This window comes from Paenibacillus oceani (genome assembly GCF_014705615.1).
In the GTDB taxonomy this organism is placed as follows: Bacteria; Bacillota; Bacilli; order Paenibacillales; family NBRC-103111; genus Paenibacillus_AB; species Paenibacillus_AB oceani.
Genome location: NZ_JACXJA010000010.1, coordinates 242202 through 260257, shown reverse-complemented (window position 1 = coordinate 260257; position 18056 = coordinate 242202). Strand labels below are relative to the sequence as shown.

Here is an 18056-nt window from a genome sequence, read left to right as displayed (position 1 = left end):
CTCCTATTAAAAAATAGTTCCATTACTTTTCATTACACAAATTTCCCATCATTCAAACCATCTTTTTTGAGGTACCTAAGTAGTTACTGCAAACCGCTCTTATTTCGCAATAGCAGACCATTGCGTGTCCAATAAGAGCTGCAAACCGCTTCTAATACTAATTGTAGTTTCTGCCGGTCCTCACCCTTTACAGCTATTAATCTTCCACTCAAGTAATTTACCATTTTATTTGGAAAATAATTGATTTCGAGGTGCAATCTTGATACTCTAAACCTATTCATCTACGAAAACGGAAACATAGATCTGATCCGAAAGGGAAGAAAGGTGGAGGGAAAGGAATTGAAACGACGACTGGTTAGCGGAATCGCCTCATGGTCTGCAGCGGCGCTCCTGATGGCCGGATGCAACATGGGGGGCGGCGGTGATGCCGAGCCGAAGCTGAAAGCTCTCGGCAAAGACGAGAAGGCGACCATCAAGGTGATGAGCACTTGGGACGAAAGAATGTTCAATCAACAATACGGACTATTATTTTATGCGAAACATCCGAATATCGAAATCCAGGTAGCGACTACCCAAGGGGCAATTACGTATGGACCGGACACGGATGTTAACGCCGAGTTCGAGAAATTTATCGAGGAACATAACCCGGACGTGCTGATGCTGACTCCCGATCTGTATGAGCGTATGGTGGAGAAGGGCAAGCTGTATGAACTCGAATCGGTCATCAAGCAGGACAAATTCGACCTGGCCGGCATCATGCCGGGGGTGCTGGACACGATCAAGACTTACAGCGGCGGTAAGCTGTACGGGTTGGCCCCTAACTTTAATTCACAGGCGCTGTTTTACAACAAAACGCTGTTCGAGCGTCACGGCGTACCGCTTCCCAAAGACGAGATGAGCTGGGAGGAGCTGCTTGAGCTTGCCAGACGTTTCCCGACGACGGGAGACGATTCCAGCCGGGTATACGGCTTCAGTCTGGGCAATCTGGACAGTGTATTCCGCTTCGCGATGATGATCGGTTCGACCAAGGGACTCAGCTTCGCCGATCCGGACACGCTTACGATGACGATGAATACCGACGGCTGGAAGAAGGCGGCGCAGCTAGCGCTGGACAGCTACAAGTCGAACGCGATTTACCGGCCGAATCCGAACCAGCAATTCCGCGGCGGTTCCATGGAGGAATATTACAAGCAGGAGCCGTTTATCGGCGGGAAGGTCGCGATGATGCTCAGCGGGACCTATTATATGGAAAGCTTGAAGCAGGCCAAGACCGCACTTAAGGACGATGCGCCGCAATGGGACCTTGTGACGATTCCGGTAGATCCGAATAATCCGGAAGGAAGCCCGTCTTCCTTTAACATCGGCCAGATTTTTGCAATAAATTCTCAGTCCCCCAACCTGAGGGCCGCATGGGAGTTCGTGAAATACATCAACGATGCCGAGTATGCCCGAGTGATGTCCAAATCGTCGTCGATGACAGGGTCCGTCACAACTCGAAGCGAATATTTCCAAGACCCGGAAGGACGCAACGTCGAAGCTTTCTATAAAATTAAGGGCAATTCGGCCGCTTATAACAGATCGATGGCCAAACTTCCGCAAACGTTCATGAGCCAACTGTATCCGCACGCCGAGTTGGAGTTTAAGGAAGTGATGGAAGGCAAGAAATCGGTCGACGATGCCATCCAGGCGATTCAGGAGAGAGGCCAGACGGAGCTGACGAAGGCGAAGCAGGCGAAGGATCAGCCTAAGTAAAAGGGGCCGGGGTTCAGGGTTCAGAATGAACGCGTATAGAATAGTGAAAATATGGAAATAATAAAGAACGGACGTCAGGCGATACGGCGATTAGATCAAGCGGGAGCCGGGAAGGGATCTGCGTAATCTGCGCAGCGGTCCCGGAACCTGTCACGCACACCATGCGTCTCTATTAGTTTTGCTCTGCCTAACCAGCTCTTTGGTCCGGATTCTTCCGGAGGCTTGCAGCCGAGGCTTAAGCGAAATAGGGATTCGATGGGGCAGCGTGCCGGTTTTCAGCCCCCGGCTTGTACCAGCCGCAAAACATCCGCGTCCGGGAGGTGCGAAGCGACTATCGCCAGCAAAACGGAAGATTACATCAAGTATTTGACGGAGCGGGTCGTCGCTTACATGGATACGCCGCCTGAAGTGCGGAAGGAACAGCGAATTTTGCATAAAAGCACGAGGATGCCGTGGCACGTCCGTTGGTTCGGCATGATTCCTCTTTCGATAGCTATATGGTGGAAACGCCGTCGCGAACGTAAGGCGCAGCGGCAGAAAACGTCCCCGCACGATTCGTAGCAGGCTTGGAAGGCTTCGGATGGCTAACCGCTAAACGGTCAAACGGTTAAACGGCTTAACGGTCAATCGACCATCGGCCGCGCCAACGGCCGCTTACAGAGAAAAACCCGGCAGTATGGCGGCTATACCCGACCGCATCCAGCGGCAGATTGGACTTCTCCCTAAGTCCGGTCTGCCGCTGCTGTTATTTCGGCAGTAGCCCGAACCGTGTTTCCGCGAAAACATAAAAAGAACACCCCGATCCATAAACGGATCATAAATGGGGTGTTTGATATGGGAAGAGGAGGAGAAATACCGAAAGTTAGGTTGCATCCGCGCCCGGCCGCTGATGAAACATGCCATAAGCGATCAGCGCGTCGAACGGGACGTAACGGCCGCCTTCCTGCTCGAGCCGGATATAGGCGGAGCCGGAAGCCGATTCCTGGAACCCGGTAACGGCGAACGGAGCAAGCACGGTCCGGCCGTACAGGTTAGCCGTGAAGGTGACGGGCGGATATCCGTCCGCAAGGGCGCCTAGCAGCGGCTGTACCGATTGCAGCTGAAGAGGCGGTTCCGTCAGCCAGTGGGTATTATCAAAAGGATCGAACGTCTGGAGCCGGATGGAACGGGAGGAGAATCCGGTTGTTTGGCCAATGGCCGTTTCGGCTCCGTACGGAGTAAGCGAAGTAAAGCTTTGTTCGGTTAGCGGCAGCGGTTCGCCGGTTTTCGCGTCGATGTACATCCATCCGTCCCCGTTAGCGACTTTCCACACCGCATGCAGCGGGCTGTAGTAGATTCGCTCCGGGAGAGACGAAGATGGGTGCCGGGCGGTCATGTCGATAGCAGAATCGATAAGTTCAAGCTGCACCATGGAGCGGTACAGCGTTCGCATACTGAAAAGGGGGTTCTCGCCGGCTCCGTATTCGGTCAGCTTCAGTTCGCCGTTCTCGGCAGCGCTGACGATCAAATAACCGACTTCGGTTCCGTTTTTCTCGATCAGCACGAGCCAGCCGTGCATGCCGGCTCCGAGCGGATGCCGGGTCCAGCGTGCAGATTGCCAGCTCTTGAATTCGTCTTGTGCGGACAAAGCGCGAATCCATTGTTCGATCTGATGATCAAGCTGCGCCGCAAGGTCCGTATCCCCGCTTGTGATCCCAGGCGGAGAAGCGGTTTCGGACTGTGCCTGAACCGGTACGTCTGCCGGGACTTGGGAGGGAGCCTGCGAATGCGTTTCCAATTGCTGTAACGCCGCGCTTTCGAAAGCGCCGCCGAGCAGCATGGCCGCAGCCAGAGTAAGCGCCGCCGCTCCGAGTTTCCACCGGTAGTACATCGTCATCACCTGCCGTATTGGGATTTAGGGGACAAACGGTTTAGGCGAGGGCGGTGTATCGTATTTCTATGTCCCCATTGTAACGAATATGACTAAAAAATGTTGTTGCTTCCTGTCAGCCCCGCCGATTTTTTACGGTTGTTTTTTTGAGAAGTTTTAGCGGGATTCGTCAGTTCATGCCGTTTCCCTACCGCGCGAGATGGAATATTCCGCCGCTGACGACCGACACGGCGATCCGGGGGCGATACTGCCAGTCGATTTCTTCCCGGCGGCGCTTCCACTGCTCCTCCGCTTGCATTCGCGGCTCCTCCTCCAGACCTTTCAGGGCGTCCTCGTAATACCGGTCCACCCGGGCGAATTCATCGCTCAGCCTGTCGTTCGCGTCGGCCGCCCAGCCGTGATCATACCGTCTCAGCATTTTCTCCAGATGAAGCTCCACGATCGTCCTCGCCCGGGCGACCGTAATGACGGGACGGGCGATGTATACGTTCGGAGGGAGACGGGGAGTCAGCTTGCGGCCGGCGACCTTCTCATAGAAATGATCCGTCAGCTCTCCCGTGGCCAGATCGACGCCGAAGGAATGAAGCTCGTCGCGCTTCATATCGCAAGCCAGCTCGACCTTCACATTGATGTTCAAATACGAAGCATACCCGGAGGAGCCCGCTCCTCCCCGCATGGCGGCCCCCGGGTCCTCGAACAGCTGAACGGTCTGGCCGCACATTTTGACCACGTCGAACAGTTGCATCAGTCTCCGGCTGCCGTATGTCACCTCATCTCTCGGGATACGGCCCGGCCCGAACGATCCGGGGGAAGGGGCGACCCCGAAATAGCGGCCGAGAATCGAGTCCGCGCCCGCTTGCCCGGCGAGCGGCTGACCCGACGGGCCCAGCACGACGGGGCCGGCTTGCGGCGCAGCCCCTGCTTTGGCGTCGGCGGCGGCCTGCCGGGCTTTCGCCGCTTCGGTCTCGGCCTGAAGCTTCTCCGGATCGAAGACGAACGTGAACGTCATCGTCTCGGGCGGCGCTCCGGTACGTTCGACAAATCCCCAGTAATAGGGACGGTTGGTCAGCTTTTTGTCCGCTTCGGGAGACAACTTGACCGTGACGTAGGCCGGATGCTTATCGATAATTTGACAGCCGGTCGCCTCCAAATATCGGAGCGTAAATTTCTGAATCTGCTTGGTGTTCAATGGCTTGCCTCCGCTTCGGGTGTAACGCTCTGACCGACCGCGTTCAGGATGGCGCGGATGGGCGCGCGTTCCCCGCGTTCTTGCTCCACTTCGTCCCGGACGGTACGGAACGAGCTGCCCATCTGGTCGAGCTGTCGCCGTATTTCGTCTTCCGTTTTCGCTTCCGCCCACATTTTAAATAAACTCGACTCGAGCGACGTCTTCTTCTCGAATCGTTCGAGAATGGTGTCCAGGCCGCCGATCACCAGCTCGAACATATTGATTTTCTCATGCAGCAACGAGAGGATATGCTCTTCGATCGTACCGATTGTCGACAGGTTGAAAATATTTACGTTTTCCGTCTGCCCGAGCCGGTGAACGCGGCCGATCCGCTGCTCGACCCGCATCGGGTTCCACGGCAGATCGAAATTGACGATGTTGTGGCAAAATTGCAGGTTGATCCCTTCGCCGCCGGCTTCCGTCGCCACCATCACTTGAGCGCGGTTGCGGAACAGATCCATCATCCAGTCTTTTTTGCCCCGGTTCATCCCGCCCCGGTAAGGGACGGCCGTAATGTTCCGTTCCTTCAAGTAGTTCAGCAAATATTCCTGGGAGGCGCGGTATTCGGTGAAAATAATCGCCTTGTCGCCGATGTCCTGAATGAGCTCCAACGTTTTTTCGGCTTTCGTATTCGCCTGGATGCTCTTGATCAGCTCGACGAGCTCCCATATTTTCGGGCGAAGCGGAGAATCTTCCGCCGTTTTCTTGAACAGGTTGACGAGGGTGAGAAATACGGCGTCCCGGCTGCTGCACACTTCCCGCTGCAGGGTGACGAGCGACAACATGCTGCCGATATCGCCCTGCGCATCCGAATAGCGGCCGCGCACGAAGTCGCAAACTCCGTCGTACAGCGCCTGCTCCTCGGGAGACAGCCGGAGCGGGATGTTTTTGACGATCCGCTTCGTAAATTCGATGTCGCCGTCGCCCCTCCGGTTGCGGATCATCACCTTGGACAGCTCCTCCTGGAGCTTGTCCTCATTTTTCGGCATCCGCTTGTCGACGACGAAGTTGGCGGCGAATTGCCCTAGTCCGCCGAGCTGGCCCGGTTTCAGCAGCGTAATAAGGTTGTATAGCTCGCCGAGATCGTTCTGCACCGGGGTCGCGGTCAGCAGCAGACAATATTTTTTGCGCAGCTCGATAACGAATTTATAGTTCGACGTTTTTTTGTTTTTCAGCTTGTGCGCCTCGTCAACGATCAGCATGTCGTATTCCTGATTCAGCACGATGTCCCGGTGCGGATCGCGCTTCGCCGTGTCCATGGAGGCGACGACGACGTCGTACTGCGTCCACATATACTCCTTTTTCTGGGCGACGGCCGAGATCCCGAACTTCTGGTTCAGCTCGCGCACCCATTGCAGCACGAGCGAGGCCGGGACGAGAATGAGCACCTTGCGCACGAGACCGCGGATCAAATATTCCTTAATGATCAGTCCGGCTTCGATCGTCTTGCCGAGTCCGACCTCGTCGGCGAGAATGGCGCGGCCTCTCATCTCGTACAGCACTTTTTTGGCGGTGTCGATCTGGTGAGTCAGCGGCTTCAGCTGCGGGATATGAGCCAGACACTGGAGGTCGTCGAAGCTGGAAATCAGACCGGACTGTTCGGCCTCGTAGGCGAGCTGAAACATCGTCCAGTCGTCCCACGGACCGTTTTTGCGCATCCTCGCTTCCAGATCGTCATACCAGGAACGGTCGAAATGAATATTCAAATGGTCGTTCAGACTGCGGATATGCTCCGTTGATGGCGTATTCATTCGGGTGTCCTCCTTGCTCTGCCGGCCTGTGCCGGATATCGATCTCCGGTTCCCGATCGGGAGCGGGACTTCCCAGGGAATATAGGCTAGTATTAACCAATTTGGGAGGAAACATAACGCAGACGGTGAATTGGCTGGTGACGAAACGCACAGAGAAGCGGATCGGCGGCAAGCCGCAAATACCGATTTCGTGAGCCGCCGCAAGTTCGAAAATAGGTGGCGTTTGGCAATCTAGGACGCGTGCATGTATCGTTTCTTCGGAATATGCCCGAATTTCGGAAAATATCCCCTTCCCCGATCGGCTCGAATCATGTAGAATGATGTAGGTATGAAACAATCGGATATGGCGGATGAAGGTTCAAGGAGAGATTGCCGGGCGCATGCGCCGTCAGGTTCGGACACCGTCCGGAACCGGCGGGCGGCGGGACGGCGGCGCCGAAGGAGTAAGCCGCGAATGCGGTGAATCTCTCAGGCAAAAGGACTTGACCCGGACGCAACTCTGGAGAGTGTTCGTTCTGTAAGCCTCGTGGATAACAAGAGTGCTTGGCGGCGGAAGCGGACCACCCAAGGGGTAACTTTGCGGCAGCAGGATGGAAGCAGTAGGCCGCACGGGGAACTCTCAGGTACAAGGACAGGGCAAAAGGACGCAGGCTACCTGTAAGCGGTAAGCGTGCTTCGTTTTGCTTTGTCCTTTTTGCGTTGCTTCGACTGAAAGTCGCCGCGAAGTGGAAACCTAGCCAAAACCTTGCCTAGGAGCGGCTGGTCCAGCGGACTGGCGAAGCCGGCGGGCAGCACCCGGGAAACACGCCATACGGCGGTCCGGGGCGGAAACACGATAATGTCGATTGAGGTGAGCGTATGACGACTTTAAAGCAAACCCCGTTATACCCGATTTATACGAAACACGGCGCCAAAACGATCGATTTCGGCGGATGGGACTTGCCGGTGCAATTCGGCGGCATCCAAACCGAGCATGAAGCGGTCCGGCAGCGGGCCGGCTTGTTCGATGTGTCGCACATGGGCGAGTTTTGGGTAACCGGTTCGGACGCCGAAGCGTTTTTGCAGAAGATGACGACGAACGACGTGTCCAAGATGGAGACGAATCAGGCGCTGTACAGCTTGCTGTGCTACCCGAACGGCGGCGTCGTTGACGACCTGATCATTTACAAGCTGGCCGGAGACCGGTTTATGCTTGTCGTGAACGCCTCGAACATCGACAAAGATTTTGCCTGGCTGAGCGAGCATCTGGAAGGGAACGTCAAGCTGGACAATGTATCGGACGACACGTCGCTCCTTGCCCTGCAAGGTCCACGGGCATCTTCGATTTTATCCAAGCTGACGGACAGTCCCGTGACGGAGCTCAAAAGCTTCCGTTTCCTGCCGGATGTGAACGTCGGCGGCATCCATGCGCTCGTATCCCGTACGGGATATACGGGCGAGGACGGTTTCGAGCTGTACGTCAGCGCCCGCGACGTGATCCGTCTGTGGGAGCAACTGCTGGAAGCCGGGCAGGAGGAGGGGCTTGAGCCGATCGGTCTCGGCGCCCGCGACACGCTGCGGTTTGAAGCGCGTCTGCCGCTATACGGCCAGGAGCTGTCCGCGGACATTAGCCCGCTGGAGGCGGGACTCGGCTTTTTCGTGAAGCTGGGCAAAGGCGATTTTATCGGTAGAGAAGCGCTCGCCGCCCAGAAGGAACAAGGCCTGCCGCGCAAATCGGTCGGAATCGAGATGATCGACCGGGGCATTCCGCGGTCGCATTATCCGGTATATTCGGCAGACGGCCGGCAGATCGGCGAAGTGACGACCGGTACTCAGTCTCCGACCTTCAAACGCAATGTCGGATTGGCGCTGATCGAGACGTTGCATGCGGAGATCGACACCGAGCTGTTCGTCGAGATTCGCGGCAAAAAGCTGAAGGCGAAAGTGGTGCCGACCCCGTTCTACAAACGGCCGAAACAGTAAGAACACAACAAAACGCGCCGCCTGAGCGGACGCGATCCCTTCATTAAATATAATTTCCGAAACGGATCAGGCTGCCGGCCCCGAGAGCCGGCCCTGTCCAATTCGCTATAAAGGAGCTATCATCCATGAAACATCGATACTTACCGATGACCGAGCAGGACCGCGCGGACATGCTGGCGGCTGTCGGCGTCGCAAGCGTCGACGAGTTGTTTGCCGATATTCCGGCCAGCGTGCGCTTCCAAGGAACGCTGAATATTTCCGAGCAGTTGAACGAACAGGCGATGCTTCGCCATATGCGCCAATTGTCCGGCAAAAACGCCGATTTCGACCGTTACGCAAGCTTTCTGGGAGCCGGTATGTACGACCATCATCTGCCGGTCGTCGTTAATCACGTCATCTCTCGTTCCGAATTTTATACGGCCTACACCCCGTATCAGCCGGAAATTTCGCAAGGGGAATTGCAGGCGATCTTCGAATTCCAATCGTATATCTGCGAGCTGACCGGCATGAAGGTGGCGAACGCCTCGATGTATGACGGCGCCACGGCGCTGGCGGAAGCCGGAGCGTTGGCTCACGGCGCGACGAAGCGTCGCAAGATCGTCGTCTCCCGCGCGGTTCATCCGGAAGCCCGCCATATTTTGAACACGACCGCGCGCGGCTTGAATCTCGAAGTCGTAGAAGTAGGCTTCAAGAACGGATTGACGGACATGGAGCAGCTGGCCTCTTCCGTCGACAGCGATACGGCTGCCGTTATCGTGCAGTCGCCGAACTTTTTCGGCTGCATCGAAGATATTGCGTCGATCGAACCGGTCATTCACGGCGCAGGCGGCCTGCTCGTCGTCAGCAGCAACCCGCTGACGCTCGGCTTGCTCGAGGCTCCGGGACGACTGGGTGCGGATATCGTCGTCGGCGATACGCAGCCGTTCGGCATTCCGGCTTCGTTCGGCGGCCCGTCCTGCGGATATTTTGCGGTAGCGGAAGCGTGGATGCGGCGGATGCCGGGCCGGATCGTCGGCCAGACGGTCGACCGCGACGGCAAGCGCGGCTTCGTGCTGACGCTGCAGGCTCGCGAGCAGCATATCCGCCGCGAGAAGGCGACGTCCAACATTTGCTCCAACCAGGCGCTTCTCGCTTTGTGCGCCTCCGTTTATTTGTCGACGATGGGCAAGCAGGGAATTGTCGATGTGGCCCAGCTGAACGTCCAAAAAGCGCATTACGCTGCAAATGAAATCGGCTCCCGCCAAGGAATCGAATTGGCGTTCGCTTCGCCGTTCTTTAACGAATTTGTCGTCAACCTGGGCGAGCAGGCCGACTTGACAGCAATCAATTCGAAGCTGCTGGAGCACGGCATGATCGGCGGCTACGATCTTGGCCGCGACTATCCCGAGCTGAAGGGCCACATGCTGATCGCCGTAACGGAACAGCGTACGAAAGAAGAAATCGGACAGTTTGCCGACAGATTGGAGGAGCTGGTATGACAACGACTAGCCAAACGGAAACGACAACGCCGGTGAGCGCGGAGCCAAGCGCAAACGCACAACCGGTCAAACACGACAAGGCGCTTATTTTCGAACTCAGCAAACCGGGCCGGGTCGGCTATTCGCTGCCGGATTGCGACGTGCCGGAGACGCCGCTGGAGCAGTTGATCCCGCAAAAGCATCTTCGCACAAAGCCGGCCGAGCTGCCGGAAGTGTACGAGGTGGATGTGATCCGTCACTACACCGCATTGTCCCGCCGGAACTTTGGCATCGACAACGGCTTCTATCCGCTCGGCTCCTGTACGATGAAATATAACCCGAAAATTAACGAGGACGTAGCGCGGTTCCCGGGAATCGCGAAAATCCACCCGTACCAGCCGGAGGAATCGGTGCAGGGCGCGCTTGAGCTGCTCTATACGCTGCAAAACGATCTGGCCGAAATTACCGGCATGGATAAAGTAACGCTGCAGCCGGCCGCCGGCGCGCACGGCGAATGGACCGGTCTGATGATGATCCGCGCTTACCACGAAAGCCGCGGAGAGAAACGGTCCAAGGTCATCGTACCGGACTCCTCGCACGGCACGAACCCGGCCAGCGCTACGGTCGCCGGATTCGAGACGGTTACGATCAAGTCCGACGACCGGGGACTGGTCGATCTGGATGCGCTCCGCGCAGCGGTAGGAGCGGATACGGCAGCGCTTATGCTGACGAATCCGAACACGCTCGGCTTGTTCGAGGAGCAGATCGTCGAGATCGCACGCATCGTTCACGAAGCGGGCGGGCTGTTGTATTACGACGGCGCCAATTCCAACGCGATTCTCGGGATCGCGCGTCCGGGCGACATGGGCTTTGACGTCGTTCACCTGAATTTGCACAAAACGATGAGTACGCCTCACGGCGGCGGCGGTCCCGGCGCAGGTCCGGTCGGCGTGAAGCAGAAGCTGATCCCGTTCCTGCCGGCGCCGAACGTAGCGCGCAGAGCGGACGGAACGTACTTCCTCGAAGCGGGAGATCCATTGTCGATCGGCCGGGTCAAAGCGTTTTACGGCAACTTCGGCATCCTCGTCCGCGCGTACACGTACATTCGCACGCTGGGCGGCGAAGGGCTGCGTCAAGTATCCGAAAATGCGGTGCTGAACGCCAACTATATGATGAAGCGGCTCGCGCCTTATTATGACGTGCCGTTCGACAGAGCATGCAAGCACGAGTTCGTTATGTCCGGCAAGCGGCAGAAAAAGCTCGGTGTCCGTACGCTCGATATCGCCAAGCGGCTGCTCGACTTCGGCTACCATCCGCCGACCATCTACTTCCCGCTTAACGTCGAAGAGTGCATCATGATCGAGCCGACGGAGACGGAAAGCAAAGAAACGCTCGACGGGTTTATCGATACGATGATTCAGATCGCCAAGGAAGCCGAGGAAACGCCGGATCTTGTCGTGAATGCGCCGTATACGACCGTCGTGAAACGTCTGGACGAAACGCAGGCGGCACGCAAGCCGGTCCTGAACTGCACGTGCGGATAATCGTTTGTCAGCGTTTGAAGGGAATCGCGTTTTGTAATTCCTTTCGAAATGGAGTACGATAAAATCGAACAGCTAGTCATGTACAGGGAGTCTCCGCCTCTATGAGCTGCGGGGCTCCTTTTGTTGGTTCGATTGTTGCGATCAAGGTGGAGCAGGGGGAATGGCGATGAAAGACAACGTATGGAGATTGATCCGGTCCGGACCAAAATCGCCGGCCGATAATATGGCGATCGACGAGGCGATGCTGATCGCGCACAGCGAAGGGAAGGCGCCTCCGACGGTACGGTTTTACGGATGGAACCCGGCGACGCTGTCGATCGGATATTTTCAAAAGGCGGAGGACGAGATCGAATTGGCGGAGGTGCAGCGGCAGGGGATCGGTTTCGTCCGGAGACCGACAGGGGGACGCGCCGTCCTGCACGACCGCGAGCTGACGTACAGTATGATCGTCTCCGAGGAATACCCGGACATGCCGACTACGGTTAACGAGGCGTACCGCGTGCTTAGCGAGGGGCTGGTGCAAGGCTTCCGGAGGCTGGATTTGCGGGCGGAGATGGTAAACCTCGGCATGCCGGAGGAAAAGGCGAAGTATACGTCAACGGCCGGTTCGGCCGCCTGCTTCGATTCGCCTTCCTGGTACGAGCTCGTCGTCGAAGGCCGGAAAATCGCCGGGAGCGCGCAAACCCGATCCAGGGGCGTTATTTTGCAGCATGGCTCGATTCTGCTGGAGATGGACGTGGACCAGTTGTTCTCGCTGCTTCGTTTCTCCAGCGACCGGATCAAAGAACGGCTGAAGACGTCATTCCATACGAAAGCGGTGGCGATCGGCGACATCTGCCGCGGGATGGGGAGGCAGCCCGTTACGTATGAGGAAGCGGAAGCCGCCTTCCGCGAAGGGATCGCCGAAGGACTCGGCATCCGTCTGGAAGAAGGCGAGCTGACGGAGTACGAGCGGGAGCTGGCTGCGCAGCTTAGCACCGAGAAATACGGCAACGACGAGTGGAACCTGCGCCGCTGAGCCGGTTGTCCGGGGCAGGGCTCGGATGAGTAGGTATCGCGCTAAGCGTTACGGACTTCCTTTAGCGGAAGAGTAGCTTCCGCTATTCGTTCGGAAATGCCGTTTAAGCGGGGAAAGCGGATGGATTACTTCCGCTATTTCGGGGAAAAACGCTAAAAGCGGCGTCATATGCACAAATAGCGGAAGCGATGCTTCCGCTATTGCCCGTTGGAACGTCCGCTGTCCGCGATAACGGAACTAAAACTTCCGCTAAGACCGCCATAGAGGATGTGTCCCGAAGTTATTGCCGGACAGACTGCATTGCATTGCGCTGTGCAGGCAGGTAGAAACAATATACTGCAGGCCTTTGTGCATGGGCCTATCACCCAAAGACTTGATGGCCCCGCCGTCTATTAAACGCCCTGCCGGACCAGCCAAGCCTTCGCGCTGCGGGGGGCTAGCGGCACGACGCCGCCGGAAGGAAGCGCTTCTTCCCCGCCGCTCCATATTTCCACTCCCGTACCTGAGCGCGGGAACACCGTTTCCGGGACAGACTGCGCCAGATAATCGTCGCTCAGGTTGAACAGGGCGATCAGCTTGCCGCCGCCGCTATCCGCGACCACGATCGGCAAGTCGTCTCCGTCCGGACGGAACAGGTTGAGCGGTTGGCCGCGGCTGACGGGGATGTCCATTATACGGCGAAGCAGCGCCGTTCCTTCGGCATTGAGTTTCCCCAGCGCATCGCCGAGCACCAGATCGCCCCCGGTCACCAGGCAGGCGAGCAGCAGCGTTTTCGCCTCCTCCAGATTCATCTCGCGGCCGGTGCCCCAATTGCCCCCCGCTCTCCACGGCTGGAGCTTCTGCCTGCGGTTCAGCAGCGTGTCGTCAGTCGTATCGCCGCAGCGGACGATCGCGAAGTCGGGGTCCGTATTGCCAAGCGTCCCCTGCATCCACCACCGGGCGAACATCGAGCGGATGTTTTGGCGGATATGGCTCCAGTAATTGTGAATATCGCCGGTCGTCCGGTGCGCGTCCGCGATGCCGGCCGCTGCTTCGTATGGCGCGCCGCAGGCGAGCAGGTAGGCGTCGTCTCCGATCGCCTCCCGGATCGTTAGGAACAGTTTGCGCAGCATGCCTGCGTGCGAGAGGTCTCCGCTTGCGAACGACGAAGCGCCCAGCAGCATTTGGGTGAAATCGCATTTGAAATACGTAAACCCGTTCGCGCGCAGACGAGTATACACGTCCCGGATGTGCGCCGCAGCGCCGGGCCGGGTCATATCGAGCTGAGCCATCGTGCCGTACCCCATCTGGGTCAAGTAAGGATTGCCCTGCCCGTCCCCCACGAACCAGTCCGGGTGCTGCCGGTACAGCGGCGTATACACGTTGACCATGAGTGGAGCGGTCCAGATGCCGGGCTCGTAGCCGTTTTCCCGGATGCTTGCGCAAAGTCCGTCCAACCCGTCCGGAAACTTCCAGCCGCTTTCCCAGACTCCCCATTGGCACTCATAGCCCTCGTCCACAACGAAATAACGAAGCGCGTCACCGAACTGCGTCCGGGCGGCGGCCGCGTTATCGGTTATGTCGCTTTGCCGGACGGCTCCGGCATAATAATCCCACGTGTTCCATCCGGTGATTCGGGGACGAACCCGGATCATTGAAGACAAACGGCGGCGGATCAGTTCGCCGTACCGCTCGAGCAGCTCCGTTCCGTCCGCGCCTTCCAGCGCGACCAGATGGGCGAGCGTATCTTCCTGTCCTGGAGTGAGCCGCCTCGGGGATTGCAGATGGATGCCGAACCCGAAGCTTCCGTCCCGGTGCGGCTTGTCGTGCAGCAGCGGGAAGTCGGCAAAACAGTCCCCGTAAGGAGGCAGGGCGCCGATCAGCAGCGCGGTTCCGTCTTGCCGCTTCGATAATACCGTGACCATGCCCGAAGCGTCCGCCGGATCGGACCAGTCGTTCGGACGGTGAACGGGACGGACGCCCGATAGTTTGGAGAAGTCCCGCGAGTGGTACAGCTGGATGTAATCCCGGCTGTCCAGCCGGGGGGTAAACTGTTCGGCCGTCCACTCGATACAGACGCGCTGGAGCTGGAACGCCTCGTCCCCGCTATTGACGATCGAGACGCTGCAGATACCCTCCTCGTCCTGCTGTAGCGTAACCGTTACCGCCTCCCAGCGCCGGATCGTCGTGCTCCCTGTGCTCCCCAGGCTCCCCGTGCTGCGGGTCGTCGTCTTGCTCTCGCTGTAAGTCCGATCTGCCCCGATCACCTTGATGGACGCTTTGCCGAAATCGATCGTTTGCTTAAGTTTATCCATATCGCCGCTCCCTTTCATTTACACTTGTCTGCATGGCATTGCTTGGATTCTAGTACGAATCATAGATCAGGCGAGACGTTACGGCCATAGAGAAAGATGACCTTCGCATAGATATTTGTAACTTGTGGGACGCTTGCTTCGACATGTGGATGGAGGGAAGTGAAGGAAAGTGGAGGTTGGAGGGATGTGGCGGACTGCACGAAAGGAAGCTTCCGTAGTACAATAAAGCCATTAGAGGAGCTGCGGACAAGGAGGGCGTTTGATGAGACCGGACCTGCACGGCGTGACGATTAATCCCTTTGCCGGAAACGGGGAAATAACGGTGCTGTTCGCCGGAAACAACCGGACGCCGCCGCTCCACCAGGTCGGGCCCCACGTACTCGGCTATCACCTCGTTCATCTGGTCGTATCGGGGAAAGGGAGCTTGACTTCAAGGGGCACACGCCGGGAGCTGAAGGCGGGAGACTGCTTTTTCATTTATCCGGGAGAGCTGGCGGGCTATGGATCGGATGAGACGGAGCCATGGAGTTACCGCTGGATCGGGTTTCGGGGAACGGAGGTCGATTACCGGCTAAGAGAGCTTGGCGTCGAGCCGGATTCGCCGGTTTTGGAGGGAGGGGGGACCCGGCGCGCGAACGTTTTGTTCTGGCGGGTTCAGGATGCACTCCGCACAGGCGGACCGGGCTGCGATCTGAAGGCGGGAGCCAACCTGAGACTTATTTTCGGAGAATGGGCCGATCGCCAGATGGATCAACGGGAGGGGGAAGGAAGCAGGGGGCGGCTGGAGGAGGCGGAGACGAGCCGAAGGATGGAACATGCGGCCCGCTATTTGGCGCTTCAGTACCACAGACCGGTTTCGATGGACGAGCTGGCGAAGGAAACGGGCTACCACCGCGCCTATTTGTCGAGGATGTTCAAAAAAGCGACGGGGCAAAGCCCCGCGCAGTATTTGCTCAAGCTGCGCATGGAGCGGGCCAGGCAACTGCTGAGCGAACCGCTGACGATCGGTCAGATCGCGGCTTCCGTCGGATTCGCCGACCCGTTCCATTTCTCCAGACAGTTCAAGAAATGGCATGGCTGTTCGCCTTCCGAGCTGCGAGTCCAGAAGCTGGGCATGGAGCATTTTCAGCCCGAGTCGTGACAGCCGGTGGGCCGGAAGCGGTAGTCAAGCGTCCGATGGGCGGATAGAAGCGGTTTGTACCTCTTATTTTCGCAAAAGTGGTGCAGGATGGAGGAATAGAGGCGGTTTGGAGCTGCTAATCTATGCGAAAAGGGGGCAGACCCTACAAGTTGGTTGGAATAAGGGATGCAAACCGCCTTTATCCGCCCCAGACTTTCAAATATGCCCAAAATAGAGGGTACAAACAACTCTTATTGTCTTCCACAACCGCACGTAGATCCGACCTTCTGTTCACCCGAAAGCTGCCGTTTATTGGTATTCAACCTCTGAATAAGGGCTGCGCTCAGACGTCTTAGCAGCAGCGTCTGGGTAAATCGGGCAGCGGCTAACGAATCAGGCCGAGCTTTTCCTTGTCCGCTTTGGTCAAGGACCGCGTCACGAGAGCGTAGGAATCGTCGATCATCCCTCGCAGCTCCTCGTCCGGTACCGTCCCGTCGATGACGACGGTATTCCAGTGCTGTTTGTTTAGATGGTAACCCGGCTTCACGGCGGCATACTGCTGGCGAAGCAAATAAGCAAGTTCCGGATCGCACTTCAGCGAGATGGACGGCTGGCCGCTCTCGCCGACGGACAGGAGGGCGAACATCTTCGGTCCCACCTTCATCACGAGAGGCTCCGGACCGAACGGGTAATCTTCCCGGGCGCCGGGCTGGGTCAGACAGTATGCGGTTAATCCGGACATATTCATGACTTTTGGCACACTCCTTATGTAAGAAAAGCGAAAATAGACCGATCTGGAAGCGTTACGGATTAGGGATAAGTACAGGATCGTATCGGTGCCTATGAACGGCAGGAGCATTCGGATCGGACAGCGTGTCGTCTGTTTGTCAGATCGGGATCGTCTTCTCGAAAGCCGCCTGCAGCTTCCTCGTCACCGGCCCCGGCTGGCCGCCGCCAACGGAGACGCCGTCTATCGTTACGATCGGGAACAGCTCCATTGTCGTTCCGGTCAGGAACACTTCATCCGCCTGACGCAGCGCTTCCAGGGAGAAGGCGATTTCGTGCGCCGGAATTCCGTTCTCTTCCGCAAGCCGCAGCACGACAGCACGGGTAATCCCATGCAAAATGAGATGATCGGCTGGATGGGTGGAAACCTCGCCGTCCTTGACGATCATCAGGTTGGACGCACTGCACTCGGTTACGATGCCGTCCCGGTGAAGGATGACGTCGTCGGCTCCCGCCTCTGCCGCCTCCTGCTTGGCCAGCACGCTGCCGAGCAGATTGAGCGTCTTCAGATCGCAGCGAAGCCAGCGAATATCGGGCAGGGTGATGGCGGAGATCCCGCTTTGCATTTTGCCGACAGGGCGCTCCAGCTCGTTGCAGTAGGCCAGAAGAACCGGCTTCGTCTCGGCCGGCGGAAATGCATGCGATCTTGGGGCGACGCCCCGGGTGATCTGGACGTACAAAATGCCATTGCGGACGCCGGATCGTTCCAGCAGCTCGGTCAGCCGGTCATCGATCGTTTCGATGGGGGCCGGAAGACGCATTTTAACTTCGCGGGCGGTTCGGATAAGCCGTTCGTAGTGGGCCGGTTTCTCGTACAACTGCCCGTTGTATATGCGGAATACTTCATAGATGCCGTCGCCAAAATAATAGCCTCTGTCCATGTAAGAGACGGAAGCTTCGGATTCGGGGAGGAAACGGTCGTCGATCAGGATCAAGGCAGGCACCTCTCTTTTTTGCGGATCTCGTCCGGGAGCCGATTGTCAAAGCCCGGGAAGCATATTCAAGCTATCTGTATATCATACTAAATCCGATGAAATTATAGAAGCGAGAGAGGGCGGAAAATGCCGGTTTAAGATGCAGATGAAAACGTTTTCCGCATGATCCGGTGGTCGGAATTTCCAAGAAATTTTATTGCCGGAATACCAAAAAAAATCGGAATTTGTCGACAAATCGAAAGGGTGTCCGATCTGAAATAAGGAGCTTTGCGGAGAAAATCGGAGCTATCGGGGTGCTAGTCCAATTAATTTCCACTAATTCATCGATTCGTTAATAGA

At 57.3% G+C, this 18056-nt stretch carries 14 protein-coding genes and 1 riboswitch; of the genes, 8 read left to right on the top strand and 6 right to left on the bottom strand.

Annotated elements, in window-relative coordinates; all coding sequences use genetic code 11:
- The first annotated feature begins 339 nt into the window (after window positions 1–339).
- Window positions 340–1752, top strand: coding sequence for an ABC transporter substrate-binding protein (locus tag IDH45_RS10505; RefSeq protein WP_190927249.1), 1413 nt, complete (start codon window positions 340–342; stop codon window positions 1750–1752).
- Between the two features lie 255 nt (window positions 1753–2007).
- Window positions 2008–2313, top strand: coding sequence for a YqzE family protein (locus tag IDH45_RS10500; protein WP_223836542.1), 306 nt, complete (start codon window positions 2008–2010; stop codon window positions 2311–2313).
- Between the two features lie 301 nt (window positions 2314–2614).
- On the opposite strand, the gene IDH45_RS10495 is transcribed toward IDH45_RS10500, so the two are convergent.
- From IDH45_RS10495 to IDH45_RS10485, 3 genes are all read right to left on the bottom strand, one after another.
- On the bottom strand, window positions 2615–3622 hold the full coding sequence (locus IDH45_RS10495) for a hypothetical protein (protein ID WP_190927247.1): 1008 nt from the start codon (window positions 3620–3622) through the stop codon (window positions 2615–2617).
- A gap of 187 nt (window positions 3623–3809) precedes the next feature.
- On the bottom strand, window positions 3810–4811 hold the full coding sequence (locus tag IDH45_RS10490) for a YqhG family protein (protein WP_190927246.1): 1002 nt from the start codon (window positions 4809–4811) through the stop codon (window positions 3810–3812).
- Window positions 4808–6601 carry a DEAD/DEAH box helicase gene (locus IDH45_RS10485; protein ID WP_190927244.1) on the bottom strand — a complete coding sequence of 598 codons (1794 nt, stop codon included), beginning with the start codon at window positions 6599–6601 and terminating at the stop codon, window positions 4808–4810. The genes IDH45_RS10490 and IDH45_RS10485 overlap by 4 nt, the downstream gene beginning before the upstream one ends.
- 350 nt (window positions 6602–6951) lie before the next feature.
- A riboswitch (glycine riboswitch) is annotated at window positions 6952–7095 on the top strand.
- 364 nt (window positions 7096–7459) lie between these two features.
- On the opposite strand from IDH45_RS10485, the gene gcvT reads away from it, so the two are divergent.
- The 5 genes from gcvT (at window position 7460) to IDH45_RS35240 (ending at window position 12978) form a co-directional block, all read left to right on the top strand.
- The gene (gene gcvT / locus IDH45_RS10480) at window positions 7460–8563 is read left to right on the top strand and encodes a glycine cleavage system aminomethyltransferase GcvT (RefSeq protein WP_190927242.1); all 1104 of its coding nucleotides are present in this window, start codon (window positions 7460–7462) and stop codon (window positions 8561–8563) included.
- Between the two features lie 125 nt (window positions 8564–8688).
- Window positions 8689–10041, top strand: a complete 1353-nt coding sequence (gcvPA, locus tag IDH45_RS10475; protein ID WP_190927240.1) for an aminomethyl-transferring glycine dehydrogenase subunit GcvPA — start codon at window positions 8689–8691, stop codon at window positions 10039–10041.
- Window positions 10038–11564 (top strand): aminomethyl-transferring glycine dehydrogenase subunit GcvPB, encoded by a 1527-nt coding sequence (gene gcvPB, locus IDH45_RS10470; protein ID WP_190927238.1) that lies wholly within the window; start codon window positions 10038–10040, stop codon window positions 11562–11564. The genes gcvPA and gcvPB overlap by 4 nt, the downstream gene beginning before the upstream one ends.
- A gap of 166 nt (window positions 11565–11730) precedes the next feature.
- On the top strand, window positions 11731–12582 hold the full coding sequence (locus tag IDH45_RS10465; protein WP_190927237.1) for a lipoate--protein ligase family protein: 852 nt from the start codon (window positions 11731–11733) through the stop codon (window positions 12580–12582).
- Window positions 12583–12849: 267 nt separating this feature from the next.
- Window positions 12850–12978, top strand: coding sequence for a hypothetical protein (locus IDH45_RS35240; protein ID WP_223836527.1), 129 nt, complete (start codon window positions 12850–12852; stop codon window positions 12976–12978).
- Here the strand turns inward: IDH45_RS35240 and IDH45_RS10460 are convergent.
- Window positions 12975–14876, bottom strand: coding sequence for a glycoside hydrolase family 36 protein (locus tag IDH45_RS10460; protein ID WP_190927235.1), 1902 nt, complete (start codon window positions 14874–14876; stop codon window positions 12975–12977). The genes IDH45_RS35240 and IDH45_RS10460 overlap by 4 nt on opposite strands.
- Window positions 14877–15138: 262 nt before the next feature.
- On the opposite strand from IDH45_RS10460, the gene IDH45_RS10455 reads away from it, so the two are divergent.
- Window positions 15139–16017, top strand: a complete 879-nt coding sequence (locus tag IDH45_RS10455; protein WP_190927233.1) for an AraC family transcriptional regulator — start codon at window positions 15139–15141, stop codon at window positions 16015–16017.
- Window positions 16018–16381: 364 nt separating this feature from the next.
- Here IDH45_RS10455 and IDH45_RS10450 read toward each other — a convergent pair whose 3' ends face one another.
- Window positions 16382–16744, bottom strand: a complete 363-nt coding sequence (locus IDH45_RS10450; protein ID WP_190927231.1) for an MmcQ/YjbR family DNA-binding protein — start codon at window positions 16742–16744, stop codon at window positions 16382–16384.
- A 139-nt stretch (window positions 16745–16883) separates the two neighbouring features.
- Window positions 16884–17717 (bottom strand): D-amino-acid transaminase, encoded by an 834-nt coding sequence (dat, locus tag IDH45_RS10445; protein ID WP_190927229.1) that lies wholly within the window; start codon window positions 17715–17717, stop codon window positions 16884–16886.
- Window positions 17718–18056: the final 339 nt, after the last annotated feature.

Excerpts from the sequence above, each read along its gene's own strand:
- IDH45_RS10495 (WP_190927247.1), bottom strand. The coding sequence starts at position 3,622 with ATGTACTACCGGTGGAAACTCGGAGCGGCGGCGCTTACTCTGGCTGCG.
- IDH45_RS10485 (WP_190927244.1), bottom strand. The coding sequence starts at position 6,601 with ATGAATACGCCATCAACGGAGCATATCCGCAGTCTGAACGACCATTTG.
- IDH45_RS10465 (WP_190927237.1), top strand. The coding sequence starts at position 11,731 with ATGAAAGACAACGTATGGAGATTGATCCGGTCCGGACCAAAATCGCCG.
- gcvT (WP_190927242.1), top strand. The coding sequence starts at position 7,460 with ATGACGACTTTAAAGCAAACCCCGTTATACCCGATTTATACGAAACAC.
- gcvPA (WP_190927240.1), top strand. The coding sequence starts at position 8,689 with ATGAAACATCGATACTTACCGATGACCGAGCAGGACCGCGCGGACATG.
- IDH45_RS10460 (WP_190927235.1), bottom strand. The coding sequence starts at position 14,876 with ATGGATAAACTTAAGCAAACGATCGATTTCGGCAAAGCGTCCATCAAG.
- IDH45_RS10500 (WP_223836542.1), top strand. The coding sequence starts at position 2,008 with ATGGGGCAGCGTGCCGGTTTTCAGCCCCCGGCTTGTACCAGCCGCAAA.
- IDH45_RS10450 (WP_190927231.1), bottom strand. The coding sequence starts at position 16,744 with ATGAATATGTCCGGATTAACCGCATACTGTCTGACCCAGCCCGGCGCC.
- IDH45_RS35240 (WP_223836527.1), top strand. The coding sequence starts at position 12,850 with ATGTGTCCCGAAGTTATTGCCGGACAGACTGCATTGCATTGCGCTGTG.
- IDH45_RS10455 (WP_190927233.1), top strand. The coding sequence starts at position 15,139 with ATGAGACCGGACCTGCACGGCGTGACGATTAATCCCTTTGCCGGAAAC.
- gcvPB (WP_190927238.1), top strand. The coding sequence starts at position 10,038 with ATGACAACGACTAGCCAAACGGAAACGACAACGCCGGTGAGCGCGGAG.